Origin of the sequence: Syntrophus aciditrophicus SB (genome assembly GCF_000013405.1) — a bacterium.
Lineage (GTDB): Bacteria > Desulfobacterota > Syntrophia > Syntrophales > Syntrophaceae > Syntrophus > Syntrophus aciditrophicus.
This window is the reverse complement of sequence record NC_007759.1, coordinates 456,121-469,593: the sequence shown is the minus strand read 5'-3', so window position 1 is coordinate 469,593 and position 13,473 is coordinate 456,121. Positions and strand designations below refer to the sequence as shown.

The 13,473-nt window shown below is 55.1% G+C and carries 10 protein-coding genes and 1 pseudogene; 4 read left to right on the top strand and 7 right to left on the bottom strand.

Going from position 1 to position 13,473, the window contains the following annotated elements; genetic code table 11:
- Window positions 1-127: 127 nt before the first annotated feature.
- The gene (locus SYN_RS02170; protein WP_011416366.1) at window positions 128-2,827 is read left to right on the top strand and encodes a bifunctional acetate--CoA ligase family protein/GNAT family N-acetyltransferase; all 2,700 of its coding nucleotides are present in this window, start codon (window positions 128-130) and stop codon (window positions 2,825-2,827) included.
- Window positions 2,824-2,997, top strand: coding sequence for a hypothetical protein (locus SYN_RS16175; RefSeq protein ID WP_158302893.1), 174 nt, complete (start codon window positions 2,824-2,826; stop codon window positions 2,995-2,997). Before SYN_RS02170 ends, SYN_RS16175 begins: the two co-directional genes overlap by 4 nt.
- Before the next feature lie 53 nt (window positions 2,998-3,050).
- On the opposite strand, the gene SYN_RS02165 is transcribed toward SYN_RS16175, so the two are convergent.
- The 4 genes from SYN_RS02165 to aspS all read right to left on the bottom strand — a co-directional run bounded on the left by SYN_RS02165 (window position 3,051) and on the right by aspS (window position 10,060).
- On the bottom strand, window positions 3,051-4,526 hold the full coding sequence (locus SYN_RS02165; RefSeq protein WP_041584627.1) for a pectate lyase family protein: 1,476 nt from the start codon (window positions 4,524-4,526) through the stop codon (window positions 3,051-3,053).
- A 698-nt stretch (window positions 4,527-5,224) separates the two neighbouring features.
- On the bottom strand, window positions 5,225-6,661 hold the full coding sequence (gene gatB, locus SYN_RS02160) for an Asp-tRNA(Asn)/Glu-tRNA(Gln) amidotransferase subunit GatB (protein ID WP_011416363.1): 1,437 nt from the start codon (window positions 6,659-6,661) through the stop codon (window positions 5,225-5,227).
- 2 nt (window positions 6,662-6,663) lie between these two features.
- On the bottom strand, window positions 6,664-7,863 hold the full coding sequence (locus tag SYN_RS02155; RefSeq protein WP_041584626.1) for an amidase family protein: 1,200 nt from the start codon (window positions 7,861-7,863) through the stop codon (window positions 6,664-6,666).
- 25 nt (window positions 7,864-7,888) lie between these two features.
- The gene (gene aspS, locus SYN_RS02150; protein ID WP_011416361.1) at window positions 7,889-10,060 is read right to left on the bottom strand and encodes an aspartate--tRNA ligase; all 2,172 of its coding nucleotides are present in this window, start codon (window positions 10,058-10,060) and stop codon (window positions 7,889-7,891) included.
- A gap of 176 nt (window positions 10,061-10,236) precedes the next feature.
- On the opposite strand from aspS, the gene SYN_RS16970 reads away from it, so the two are divergent.
- Entirely contained in the window at window positions 10,237-10,500 is a 264-nt protein-coding gene (locus SYN_RS16970) for a Txe/YoeB family addiction module toxin (RefSeq protein WP_011416360.1), read from the top strand.
- A 348-nt stretch (window positions 10,501-10,848) separates the two neighbouring features.
- Here the strand turns inward: SYN_RS16970 and SYN_RS02140 are convergent, their stop codons facing one another.
- Complete coding sequence (locus SYN_RS02140) at window positions 10,849-11,214, bottom strand: hypothetical protein (RefSeq protein ID WP_193329356.1); 366 nt, start codon at window positions 11,212-11,214, stop codon at window positions 10,849-10,851.
- 37 nt (window positions 11,215-11,251) lie between these two features.
- Here SYN_RS02140 and SYN_RS02135 point away from each other — a divergent pair.
- Window positions 11,252-12,043 (top strand): annotated as a pseudogene (locus SYN_RS02135) (UvrD-helicase domain-containing protein); the annotation flags it as partial.
- On the opposite strand, the gene SYN_RS15660 reads toward SYN_RS02135, so the two are convergent.
- On the bottom strand, window positions 12,028-12,417 hold the full coding sequence (locus tag SYN_RS15660; RefSeq protein WP_083756415.1) for a hypothetical protein: 390 nt from the start codon (window positions 12,415-12,417) through the stop codon (window positions 12,028-12,030). The pseudogene SYN_RS02135 and the gene SYN_RS15660 overlap by 16 nt on opposite strands.
- Before the next feature lie 647 nt (window positions 12,418-13,064).
- A complete protein-coding gene (locus SYN_RS02130) occupies window positions 13,065-13,250 on the bottom strand; it encodes a hypothetical protein (RefSeq protein ID WP_041584622.1) in 186 nt (61 codons plus the stop codon).
- Window positions 13,251-13,473 lie beyond the last annotated feature (223 nt).

The window sequence follows — 13,473 nt, the reverse complement described above, 5'->3', positions numbered from 1 at the left end:
AATTTGTTTTCTTTCCCGGTTTTTTCCGCTATAGAATGGAAAATTTTCCTTTTTTTACGGAAATTCAAGACTTTATAAGACAATATCAGAATTCAACAGGCTTCGGCAGGGATGATGGAGGCGACAGATGGCGATTCTTTCCAGTGTTTTCGACCCGAAAACCATCGCGTTGATCGGCGCCTCGGACAGAACAGGCTCTGTCGGCAGGCTTCTCCTGACCAACCTGCTCAGTTCAAAAGACAGAAAGATCTTTCCTGTCAATCCGCGCAGGAGCACCCTGTTAAATCGCGCATGCTATCCTGACATCCGCGGCATTCCCGAACATGTGGACCTCGCGGTGATCGCCACCCCGGCAGAAGGGGTGCCCGATGTGGTGGAACAATGCGGCAGAGCCGGTGTGGACGGCGCCGTGATCATCTCCGCCGGCTTCAAGGAAACGGGAGCGGGGGGACTGCTTCGGGAGCGCCGGATATCGGATATCCGTCAGCGGTACGGCATGCGCATCCTGGGTCCGAACTGTCTGGGCTTCATCAGGCCCGATGTGGGACTCAATACCACTTTCATCGAAAACACCCCCCCGCCCGGAAATATCGCCTTCATCTCCGAAAGCGCGTCCCTGGGCAGCGCGATCCTGAACTGGGCGATCGATGCCCATGTGGGCTTCAGCATGTTCGCCTCCCTGGGCTCGATGATCGATATCGGCTTCGGAGATCTGATCGACTTTCTCAGTGATGACTGGAACACGAAGAGCATCCTGATTTACATGGAGGGAGTCGGCAACGCGAGAAAATTCATGAGCGCCGCCAGGGCGTTCGCCCTCCGCAAGCCCATTGTCGTCCTCAAGCCCGGAAGGTTGACCGAGATGACGAAGGCAGCGAAATACACCGATGCCGCGGTAGGCAACGACGCGATATACGAAGCGGCGTTCAAAAGGGTGGGCGTGATCCGGGTCAAGGACATTGCGGGTCTGTTCCAGGCCGCCGGAGTTCTGGATTCCCGAAAACTGCCCCGCGGACCGAGGCTGGCCGTCGTAACGGCAGCCGGTCTGGAATTCGCCTATGCCGGGCCGGGCCTCATGGCGACGGATGCCCTGATCGATCTCGGGGGAGAACCGGCCAGACTTTCCCCGGAAACCATCGAAACGCTGAAGAACACCCTGCCGCCGCAATGGAGCGAAGGCAGTTCCGTCAACGTGCTCGGGGATACGGACACCGCCGGATATGTTAAGGCCATCGACGCCTGCCTCAATGATCCGGGAGTCGACGGCGTTCTGGTCCTTTACGTTCCCATGAACATCGCGGGCCCTGAAGACGTTGCCCGGGCGGTCATCGACAGCTCGAGAAAGACCACCAAGCCGATCGTCGCCGCCTGGATGGGGGGAAGGCAGGTGAGAAACGCCAGGGAGCTCCTGGTCCAGAACAACATCCCCACCTATGAAACTCCGGAGGAAGCGGTCCGGGCCTACGTCAGCATGTTCAAATATCGAAGAAACCTGGATCTGCTCTATGAGACCCCCTCGGAATTGCCTGAACGTAAAGCCCCTTCGAAACCGCCGCTGAGAAGGATCATCGAAAAAGCCGTTTCGGAGGAAAGGACGCTCTTAAGCGACAGGGAATCTAAAGCCTTTCTGGCAGGTTACGGCATTCCCTCAGTGGATTCGCATCTCGCCGGAACCCTGGAAGAAGCTCTCTCCCTCGCGAAGGAAATCGGCTACCCCGTGGTAATTAAAATTGCATCTCCGCAGATCCTCTACAAAAGGGAAGCGGGCGGTGTGATATCGGGAATTTTTTCGGAAGAGCAACTTCGGGCCGCCTGGGGAAGAATGATGAGCGCGGTAAAACAACGCGCCCCGGACGCGGTCATCGAGGGAATCACTCTGCAGAAGATGATCGAAAACGTGGATTACCAGCTCATTGTGGGATCACAAAGAGACAAGGATTTCGGCTCCTTCATCCTCTTCGGGATGGGAGGGAGAAACGCGGATCTGATCCGGGATTTCTCCATCGGCCTGCCTCCCCTCAACCGCACACTCGCCAAACGGCTGATGGAAGAGACGAAGGCATACAGCCTGATTCAGGGGTATCGCGGTAAAACGCCCGCGGATCTCAATGCGCTCGAGGAAGTTCTCGTGAATTTTTCCAATTTGATCGTCGATTTCCCGGAAATCGCGGAAATTGAAATCAATCCGCTGGTCATCTCAGACGGCAGACCCTGCGCCCTCAATGCCCGGATTGTCCTCGGAATCCAATCCAGCGAAGACTGGCTGTTCATCGACTACCGTTCGCAGTATCCACACCTGGTCATCAGTCCTTATCCGATCAAGCTGATCGAGAACTGGAGGCTCACGGACGGAACCCCGGTCGTGCTGAGGCCGATTCGACCGGAAGACGAACCCCTGGCCCGCGAGTTTGTTTCCAGCCTGTCACCGGAAACGCTTCGCACCCGGTTCTTCTCTTCCCTGACCAGCATCACCCACGAGTGGCTCGTCCTGTTCTGCGACACGGACTACGACCGGCACCTGGCCATTGTCGCGGAAATCGTGGAAAGCGGTAAGAGAAGAATCATCGCCGTGGGGACGCTTCACGCGGACCCGGTTAAAAACTCCGGTGAATTCGCCCTGCTTGTTCATGACGACTATCAGAGAAAAGGACTGGCCTCCAAGCTCTTGCACCTCATCATCGACTACGGCCGGCGGAAAGGTCTGGGGGAAATCGAAGGGCAGATCATGACCGACAACGACAAGATGCTCGGCCTCGCCAGGAAGCTGGGATTTATAAGGAAGTGGCAGGAGGGTGGGACTCTCATCGTCAGCCTGCGTTTGAAATGACGGCGAATCAGCTGGCACCGACCGGTCTGTCGGCCTTTTCGCCGCAGGCGACAGGGCAGGCGCCGGCGGCCTCTTACGCCGCTGCACAAAGAAAAAGCCGTCCCCCCTGCACAGCGGAAGGGGGAACGGCTGCAGACATCGCCTCTCCGTCAGGAGACCGGCAGCAATAGGGAAGCAATCACCGTGACGGATAACGATTCAAGATGATCTGAAAGGGGACAGACTATTGAACTTTCAGTCCCGTGGGCGCAGTCGGCGGATTCGTTGAACTCGTGGTCGTCGAACTTGTCGTGCCCGTTTGAGCGCCGCTTCCCCTGGGATTGGTTCCATTCAGAAATTCCTCCAGATTTGTATAACCATCTCCATCGGCATCGGACAGGGCATCTGAAGCACTCCCGGGATTCAAGCCGTTTGCCGACTCCCACGCATCCGGCATTCCATCGTTATCCACATCTTTACAAGGTGTTCCAGGATCAATAGTCAGGTAGCCGCCGACTTCCGAAGGGCTGCTGATCAATTTGCCCGTTCCGGCCTTGAAATCCGCAATGACCCGCGCATCATGGGCGTCTCTTTTGTTCACCCAATTGCCGTTGCAGTCTAATCTCTGCGAATTTCCAACAGTTGACAGAATAGCCAGCAATGATCCGTCAAACGCGTTGTATTGCGTGATGGCGGGTGGATTGCTCCAGCGTGACGACACAAGATGAGCAAGCGGCGATCCGGTCGTATCCACACCCAAATAGGTTTTATCATTGGACTGGCTGCAAATGTCGGTTTCCGGCTGAGTATCCCTGGTTCTCAGGGAACTGTGATAGTTGCCCTGCATGTAGGTTTCAACACCCAGGCCGCCTTCCATGTAATCCAGGGCCCGATAACCTCTCGTTCCGCCGCCGGCTGGACCCCGTTTATAATAGTTTTTCACTAAATTGATTTTCAGGAGCATATCGGCCTCCTGCGCCGGATACGTAAAATTGTTTCCCCCGGGGTTATAAAAGATATTGTTAACGATATCGACGTACCCCGCACCACGAATATAGGGTCCATTCCTGTCATTGCAGCTCGAGCTGAAGTTATGGTGAACGGAAAACTGCTGCGCCGGATTTTTCCTGTTGCCGCTGCCATCGGCATAGCCGCCGACCATCATGCACATGCTGTGTGACAGCAGCCCCTCATAGGTCATGTTATATGACCATGTTACATTTTTCGGATCATACCAGCTGGTCAAGTTTTCGTCAGAACCCCAGCTTACGCTGCAATGGTCAATCACGACATTATAGACGTTATTGACCGGGGAATTGTCATAAACGGACAGCGTGTCGCTCCCTCCGCGAACAGTCAGGTATCTGACGACAACATCATGCGTGGCGACGCCCAGGGAACCCTTGATCGTAATCCCGCCACCCGGGGCGCTTTGACCGGCAATGGTAATATAAGGATTATTGATTTTGAAGTTTCCCGTTATTGTCCCACCGGTGGCGAATACGCAGGTTCGCGGCCCACTCGCGGAAATGCAGGCCCCGAGACTTCCCTCACCGGTCGCATTCGTGTTGGTCACCTTATAGATCTTCCCGCCACGGCCTCCGACCGTAGTCGAACCGTAGCCTTCCGCCCCGGGAAAAGCCGGTAATGCGAACGCGGGATTATCGGCAACAAGGGCCAACAAAATGCAGAGAACTGAAAGTAGATACTTTTTCAACATGGTTTCCCTCCCTGTCGAGTAAAATCTCGACTGTAAATCTTTTAACAACACCCAATTCAAGGATTCAACGACCGAAGGACATAAAGAACAAGCCCTCCTGTTGACTCACCTCCGGATTTGTCCTTCATAATCACCTCTTCCTTTGATTGCTCTTACCAGACTCTCCATGCAACACATGAAGACCGCCGCTCCAGTCTTTTGTCGCAGCAGATATCCAATCGTCTGTCACGCGCGCTTCCTGTCGGCAACGTCTCATCAAATGTCAGTCAGACGTTTTGACACAGCGCCCGTTATAAATTTTTTCATAAGGACGGGATCAACGGCAGGAACAGCACTACAGGAAAACAAATCAAGACTAAAACGCGGCGGAGAATATCAGGAAGGGTCTTTAAAATCAGGAGGAATCTAAAATCTCAAAACCGAGGGAAACTCATTAACCTGAAAAACGCGTGAAACAACCTTCACTCTGATGCCTGGTACGATATGTGAAATCCTTATGGCGCTCCCTTTAATACGTCGCAACGGAAGTTGTCAATGAAAAAAAACATCTTCCGGATGCCGATTACCCCCGCACCCCCGTCATTCCTGAACGACAGCAGATCGGGCGGGGTTGCAGGCAAATCAGCCGCAGTCTTTCATATTCATCATTTTCCCCTGCAAAGACTGTCGGCTGATATTTCTGTTGTCAGGGCTCCCGGTTATCCCAGGGCGTCCAGTTTTTTTGTAAGCAATTCCCTGATAATCTTCGGATTGGCCTTGCCTCCGGAGGCCTGCATCACCTTGCCGATGAGAAACCCCGCGGCCTTTCCCTGGCCGCCCCGGTAATCGGCAACCGCCGCCGGATTTTCACCCAGCACCCTGTCAATAAGGCCCTCAAGGGCGTCGTGATCGGATACCTGCCGAATCCCCCGGGCTTCGACAATCTTCTCCGGACTCTCCCCGCAATCAAACAGCTCGATCAGGACCTGCCGGGCGGCATTGGCGTTGATTTCGTCTTTGGCCAGCATTTTCAGCAGGGCGGCAAAGCGCGCGGGAGTTACCGGCGTGCCGCTCAACTCCTGCCCACGCTCCCTGACGGCGGCAAGCAGCTGGGTGGTGAGCCAGTGCATGGCAGTGCGCGGCGCGACCTTCTCGGCGATGAGGGCTTCGAAATAAGAGGCCGTTTCCGGATCGGCGCTCAGATAGACTGCCTCTTCGTCGGTCAGGCCGTACCGGGCGACGAAGCGTTCGGCCCGCGCGGCAGGCATTTCGGGAAGTCTCGCCCGCATCTTTTCTATCCATTCCGGAGACAGATCGATGAAAGGCACCGACGGATCGGGGACGCACGGCCCTTCAAACTTGGCCCGCATGGGGAACGTCGCCTTCCTGTCAGGATCCCAGAGGCGGGTATGGAGAACCACGGCCTCCCCCGACGAGACGCAGGCGCTCTGGCGGCTGATCTCATAGGCAACGGCATCTCCCACATGCCGGATGGAATTCATGTTCTTGACTTCCACCTTGGTATTCATCTGGTCCGTTCCCCGGGGACGCACGGAGATGTTGGCATCAACGCGCATGGTGCCGTTTTCCATACTGCATTCGGAAGCGCCCACGTAGCGCACCTGCGTGCGGAGGGCCTTGAGAAACTCCATGGCGTCGTGGGGAGTGCGAAAATCGGGTTCGCTGACGATTTCCACGAGGGGCGCTCCGGCGCGGTTGAAATCCACGAGGCTGATGGGGGTTCGTCCCTCGATTTCATGGACCAGTTTGGCAACGTCTTCTTCCATGTGGATATGGTGGATGCGCAGCCGCTTCGGCCGGCCGTTTTCATCCGTAATGTCGATCCCGCCTCCCCGGGCCAGGGGCAGATGGGCCTGGGACAGCTGGTAGCCCTTGGGCAGATCCGGGTAGTAGTAAACCTTCTGGTCGAAGGCGCTGCGGGGCTGAAGTTCGGCGCCCAGTCCCAGGCACAGCAGCGACGCCTTTTCCAGGGCCGCCTGGCTGAGGCGGGGAATGGCTCCGGGAAACCACAGGCAGATCGGGCAGGTGTTGACGTTGGGTTCGTCGCCGGGGTTGTTGGGACAATCGCAGAACAACTTGGTCGGACAATTGAGTTCGATGTGAATCTCCAATCCGATAACCGCTTCAAATTCCATGACTATTTACCTCCCTGGCGTGCACTCAGAAGATATTCGCCCAAGGCGAGAAGGCGGGCGTCGCCGAGCCTCGGTCCCGCAAGCTGCAGGCCCGGTGTAATCGCACCCGCGCCGGGCGGCAGATACAGAGTCGGCTGGCCGGTGACGTTGGCGAAGGCCGTATAGAAGAATTGCCGGTACGTATCATCCAACGATGCAGCCATGTCAGGAACCCCGGGATTGACCGCAGGCAGGGCCAGAAAGTCCGCCTGGGCGCTGATTTCCGCCATGGCCGCAAGGAGGCGGGCCCGGACGCGGCAGGCGTCTTCATAGGCGTCGTAGCGTTCAAACTGGAAAAAAGCCCCTTGAAACAGATAGCTTTTCACAAGGGTCCCGAAGGCGGCGCCGCGGGAAAGGAGATACATCTCATTCCAGTTTTTTGCCCCCTTTGCCCGCTGACCGTAGCGCACCGAATCGTAACGCCCGGCGCTGGACGACGCTTCCACGGAGCCGACGATCCGATGAACCAGCGCAAAAAGAGAAAAATCGGGCAGGGAAATCTCCCTGAGGGAAAAGCCCGCTTCCCTCAACTCCGCAAGGGCGGCCTCGAACGCGTCCCTCTGTTCGGAAGTCATGTTGCTCAGCCCTTCCGGAACGACACCGATGGTTGTTTCCCGGGGGTTTATTTCACCCTGGGAAAAATCCGGCGTTTTCTCATCGGGAAGGGAAAAGTCCCGCTCATCGGGGCCGGCGATGACTTTCAGGACCTCCCGGATCTGCTTCACACCGCCGGAAAGGAGGCCGCAGCATTCCATGGACGGCATCAGGCCGATGAGTCCGAAACGGGAAACGATCCCCCAACTGGGTTTGAAACCGCAGACCGAAGCCCGCGCCGCGGCCAGGCGGGTCTCGCCCATCAGGTCCAGCGACAGTTCGACATCGGCCGCCTGATTCCGGATGGCCATGCCGGCCCGGCTGTCATCGAGGCCGAACCCGAATTCGCTCATCCGGGTCAGACCGGTCAGAACGGCGCCGGCCTGGCGCAGGCGCTCCACGACGGTCGCGTCCTCCAGGGCTGTAAAACCGGCCAGAGCCCTGGAACCGGCATCGGTCGGCCATTCCGCCACACAGAAACAGGGCTGAATCGCCGTTTTGAGTCCCCGCAGGGGGCCACTCCCGGAGGAGGCAGTTTGAGGACTGGTATAGCAAAAAATGTCTTCCATGAAGGCTTCTCCTTCTGTTGTGTGTTTAATCCAGAATGCCGGCGACTTTGAAGTAATCTCCCTTGACCGCCGGGGCGTTCTTGAGCAGCCGGCCGGTACCGGAAAACGACAACCGCACGGCCTCGAGGCCCTCCCGGACGCGGTTGGCGACGGGCGCCACACTCCGCACCGGCTCTTCGTTCCCCGCCAGATCCCCAACCTGGGCAGCCAGTTCCTCGGCCTGGGCGAGAATGCTTTCCATCACGGGACGCTCTCCTTCGGCAATGCCGATGCGCGATACCCAGGAAAGATGATCGATCCGGTCCTCCTTCTCGGCGTCTCCGGGCAGGACGTCCTTATCGCCCAGGTTCAGCAGCCCCAGCTCGGCCAGCTGTTCGCGTTTGACCTCGGAAGGCGCGCCGGTAAGGGGACAGGCGGCGGAGCGGTTCTTCGGGAAGGCGATCACCTCCCGGATGGACGGAGTCTGGAGGATCATGGAAACGACGCGGTCCATGCCCAGGGCCAGGCCGCCATGGGGCGGCGCGGCGAAATCGAAGGCCCGCAGGAAAAAGCCGAATTTGTTCTTCACATCCTCTTCCGTAAGGCCCAGAGCGGCGAAGATTCTGCGCTGCACCTCGCGGTCGTTGATGCGGATGCTGCCGCCGCCCAGCTCTTCGCCGTTGACCACAAGATCGTAGGCGCGGGAGCGCAGGCTCAGGAGCTCTTCGATGTTGCCGGGATCGAAATCGGTGCGGTCCGGCGCGGTGAAGGGATGGTGGCTGGACGTGACTCCCCCTTCGTCCGTGGGTTCGAACAGGGGAAATTCCGTGATCCACACCGGGTAGAAGACGCCTTCGGGAATCAGGCCGAGGCGATTGCCCAGATGGAGGCGCAACTGGCCCAGAGCGGAGTTCACAATGGCACAGGACGGATCGGCGACCATGATCAGGACGTCCCCGTCCTCCACCTGAAAGACCCGCTTCAGCGCCTCCAGTTCATCGGCGCTGAAGAACTGGACAATATTGGATTCCAGCTTCCCTTCTTCGGCGCGCATCCAGGTCATGCCCTTGGCGCCGAAAGACGGGGCGATTTCCTTCGCGTATTCGTTCTGCAGGACATTTTTGCTGAGCTTTTCCGACTGGCCCTTGATATTGATGCCCTTGATGGAACCGCCGCGCTGCAGGATCTGTTTGAAAATGGAATAGGACGTCCGGGAGAACACTCCGGTGACATCCGCCATGCGCAGGCCGAAGCGCAGATCGGGGCGGTCGGAGCCCGTCGTATCCATCGCCTCCGCGTAGGTCATGCGCGGAAAGGGCCGGGAAAGGGCTATCCCGCCGATGGCGAACATCCTCACCGTCAGTTCTTCGATCAGTTCATAGAGGAACTCCTCGTCGATGAAAGACGCCTCGATGTCGAGCTGGGTGAATTCCGGCTGGCGGTTCGGGCGCAGGTCTTCATCGCGGAAACACCGGGCAAGCTGAAAGTAGCGCTCCATGCCGCCGATCATGAGGAGCTGCTTGAAGAGCTGGGGAGACTGAGGCAGGGCGTAGAAACTCCGGGGATGGATGCGGCTGGGAACGAGATAGTCCCGCGCCCCTTCAGGGGTGCTCATCGTCAGCACGGGCGTTTCGACTTCCACGAAGCCCCGGCTGTCAAGAAATTCCCGGACGCACTGGGAAATCCGGTGCCTCAGGATCAGGTTTTTCTGCATGGCCGGGCGGCGGATATCCAGGTAGCGGTACTGCATCCGCAGATCCTCGTTCACATGGTCCGCGCCGGCGGATGACGCCCCGGCCACCATGGCCTTGTCGGAAATGGCGAAGGGCAGCGCCTCCGACTCGCTCAGGACGGTCAGCTCCGAGACGAAGACCTCGATATCGCCCGTTTCGATGTGGGGATTCTCCGTGCCCGGGAGGCGCTTTCGAACTTCGCCCTGAACGGCGACGCAATACTCGGCGCGCAGGGACGCGGCCTGGCGGTAGACGTCGGCCGACGCCGCTTCCGGGCTGAAAACAATCTGGATGATGCCGTTGCGATCCCGCAGGTGAATGAACAGCAACCCGCCATGATCCCGGAAGGCATCCACCCATCCGGCTAAAAGCACCCTGCGGCCCGTATGATCCGGCGTCAGATGCCCGCAAAACACGCGTTCTGAAAAGTCCATGAGAAAATCCTTTCTCCTTGAAATCGAAAAGTGCGCACCGCGATTCGGCACAAATTTGTGTCACGGACCCTATCAAAGCCCTCCTGATTTTTCAAGGCTTGAATAGGGCGACACGCAGGAAAGTTGCCGGGATTTTACATGGAAATGGCCGCCTGATTAGGCTGGCTGATGCCGGTTGATATCGATTACGGAACTCCCATAGAGGAATGTGACGAGGAAATAAACTGGTGACTTGGAAAATAGTTTTCACCAGGCAGACGGAGAAAGACGCCAAGAAAATATCGCACTCCGGCTTAAAATCTCAAGTAGAGCACCTGCTGAAAATTCTCAAAGAAGATCCCTATCAGACACCCCCACCATTTGAGAAACTTCTGGGAGATCTATCAGGGGCGTGCTCTCGCAGGACAAGCATTCAGCACCGGCTGGTTTATCAAATACTTGATGATATCAAAACAGTTAAAGTTATCCGTATGTGGACACATTACGAATAGCTTGTTGACATAAGGCTAACATTAATTCAATTTCTTTGACCGGGGCGACTGCTCGGTCAGCTGATCTCCATCTATTTTAGGCTCGTCTTCACTTTCTTTCATTCACAATTATCAGTTCACCATCACTCAACCGGCGCTTGTGTAAAAGAACGGTCAATAGCCTGACGATTTTTCTCAAAAGTGCTCATAGCGGGTTTAACCTGGAAAAAGTGTGAATAATCTGAATGTTTACGGAAAACCTGCAGTGTTATAACTCCAGCAATTTAACAGGTTCATCTCAGGCGGCGCAGGCCGCCTTTGGGTGTTTGAAGAAGTTACGGACATGTGCCGGTCGTTTCAGCATGGTTCTCACAGCCACATCATCAAGCCCATCTCGAACGGGTCCTGCCATTCCTTGGCAAGGAAGGTGGAAACATGGACTCCATTGGTGATGAAGTCCATAGGGGACTCACATGGACGTACCTGAGGCCACATATCGGACAGAATTATAGAGGAAACCCTTCCGTGGATTCGGGACACGCCATTATGGTGGCGTGTCCCGCTGAGTGCCAGTTTCGTCATGTTAAAATCCCGGCCGTAACTCGCGCCGCCCAGCCTCATGAAATCGTCGCGCTGCACACCCAGATCGTTAAAGCAATCTCTGAAGTAGCCCCAGATCATTTCCTGCTCGAAGAGGTCATGTCCTGCCGGCACCGGTGTATGGGTTGTAAACACCGTGTTGGCTGCCGTCGCCTCCAAGGCTGCATGGATGGCCGAGGCACTTCACCTAGCCATGGCCTACTTCAGCTTGGAGCGTGACGTCTTCATCAGCCACTGGCTGCCGGAGCGCCAGAAAGAGTTGGCTCGGCAGACCACCCCCGAATCCTGGCGGAACATCGTCGAAAGCCTCAACAACCCCGTGCAACAACATATTGTCACCGATGATCGCGAGAAGACCAATGTATTGGTGTTGGCCGGCCCTGGCTCCGGAAAGACTCGCGTACTTGTGCATCGTATTGCGTATCTTGTTCGGGTAAAAAGGGAAAATGCACGTGGAATTCTTGCCTTGGCCTATAACCGCCATGCAGCGGTCGAAATTAGACGGCGTCTTGCAGATTTGATAGGCGATGACGCAAGGGGTGTCACGGTGCTCACGTGTCACGCGCTCGCTATGCGCCTCGCTGGTGTGAGTTTTGCCGGGCACACGGAGATGTTGGACGACGATGCATTCAAGAAGGTACTTCAGCAGGCGGTAGCACTTTTGAAAAGAGAGGGTCTGCCGCCAGAGGAAGCCGACGAACAGCGTGATCGGTTGCTTGCGGGCTTCCGCTGGATCCTTGTGGATGAGTATCAGGATATCGGTCCAGAGCAGTATGAACTCATCTCCGCTCTAGCCGGACGGACTTCGCAGGATGAAGATGGCAGGCTAAGCCTTTTCGCGGTAGGTGACGACGACCAGAACATCTACGCTTTCGATGGGGCCTCTGTCGAATTTATTCGCCGCTTTGAGAGCGATTATGATGCCAAGCCAGCTTATCTGATCGACAACTATCGTTCGACCGCCCATACCTTGGGTGATTTTTGGGGAAAGGTAGAATAGCCAACCGCGTCCTGCCTTCCCGTGATCGTCTCGCCCTCCTTCAGGGCACGGTTCAGAATGACTTTGCCCCAACCCAAGAAAGAGACTTCGCTGATTCCAACCGGATTGGGATCGGCGTCTGCATAAATCAGGACCCGGCAACCATGCGTGCCGTTTTCATGACCGATCACTTTTGTACCAGCGTAGACTGGCGTGTAAATATCCAACGGAGTAGTACAGTCTGGCTGCTCCGCGCCAGTTGCGAAGCGAGAAATCATGCCCGTAACGATAATTACAAAAAGGACAACACGGACAGTCTGAATGCATAGGGAAGGGCAACTTCGTTGTGCGGCTTTCATTTTAACCTCCTTCCTATTACGATGGTTTCACTATCAGTTGGTAATCTCACACTTCAACAAAATTACGCCGACAAAAGAGCACACAGCCATCTTTTACTGATTTGTATTCTATATCTTGCTACAAAATCATTCAACCAACGACAACAGGAAGAAGTTTTCGGAAATGACAAAGACAATCTTGATAAACGGTTTAGAAACATCAATTTTCTCGCCTCTAAGTTGACACCTTTCTTTCTGTAATTTTCTGCTTGCCAATGTCGTTTCCACGGTCTAATCAACTTTGATTAAAGAATTGACATGACGATTTCATCAGTTAATGCTGAGGCGATTTTGCGAGGAGATTCCAACTAAGGATGAAAAATGGATGGCCAGTGCCGTACAATAAATATGCCTATAAATACATTGCGTTATGTCACATTGGCCATTGCATCTACGAGTCCACACTATCCATTGCATCACCAGATCAACAGTTATTTGTTGAAGTTGAGATTTCCAGAGAATACTTTCGCATAGTAGATTTCACTTGTTAATGCACGGAAGTGACCAATTACTTGTCAGTGAACTCATCACCGTTTCAAATAAACAAAGGCGGGTAGCATCCAATTGGTTCTCCCCGCCTTTGTTTAGAACCGATTATTTAGAACTGATTATTCAGTAACTTCTTTCTTCAGTCCTCTTTTTTTTGCCGCGTCAGGATTTTGGATTGTTTCATAATCTTTCAAAAACCGCCTTAACCGCTTGATTCTGTCATCAGTAGTCTTCAATTCATCCTTCAATTCACTTTTATGCTCTTCCAGGGCTTCTAAGTCCCTCTTAAATTGATCGATATCCATATCAACCTCCATTTATTTAATACTCTACGGTAATTGATAACATCTAACAAATTTTTTGCTCAAATTAAACTCGTCAGAAAAGAGTCTATTCTATTTGGGGATAACCTCTTAATGATTTCTGGTTCGAGTCAGTAAAAATGGACGGAGCATTTCAGAAGCTTCCTCAAAAAAATGACCGTATCTCCGGACATTAGTGGTCCATAATGGGGGCTTAAATGATCAG

What these genes read in the sequence shown, in the direction of transcription:
- SYN_RS02170 (WP_011416366.1), top strand. Translation starts at nt 128, where the DNA reads ATGGCGATTCTTTCCAGTGTTTTCGACCCGAAAACCATCGCGTTGATC.
- SYN_RS16175 (WP_158302893.1), top strand. Translation starts at nt 2,824, where the DNA reads ATGACGGCGAATCAGCTGGCACCGACCGGTCTGTCGGCCTTTTCGCCG.
- SYN_RS02165 (WP_041584627.1), bottom strand. Translation starts at nt 4,526, where the DNA reads ATGTTGAAAAAGTATCTACTTTCAGTTCTCTGCATTTTGTTGGCCCTT.
- gatB (WP_011416363.1), bottom strand. Translation starts at nt 6,661, where the DNA reads ATGGAATTTGAAGCGGTTATCGGATTGGAGATTCACATCGAACTCAAT.
- SYN_RS02155 (WP_041584626.1), bottom strand. Translation starts at nt 7,863, where the DNA reads ATGGAAGACATTTTTTGCTATACCAGTCCTCAAACTGCCTCCTCCGGG.
- SYN_RS15660 (WP_083756415.1), bottom strand. Translation starts at nt 12,417, where the DNA reads ATGAAAGCCGCACAACGAAGTTGCCCTTCCCTATGCATTCAGACTGTC.
- SYN_RS02130 (WP_041584622.1), bottom strand. Translation starts at nt 13,250, where the DNA reads ATGGATATCGATCAATTTAAGAGGGACTTAGAAGCCCTGGAAGAGCAT.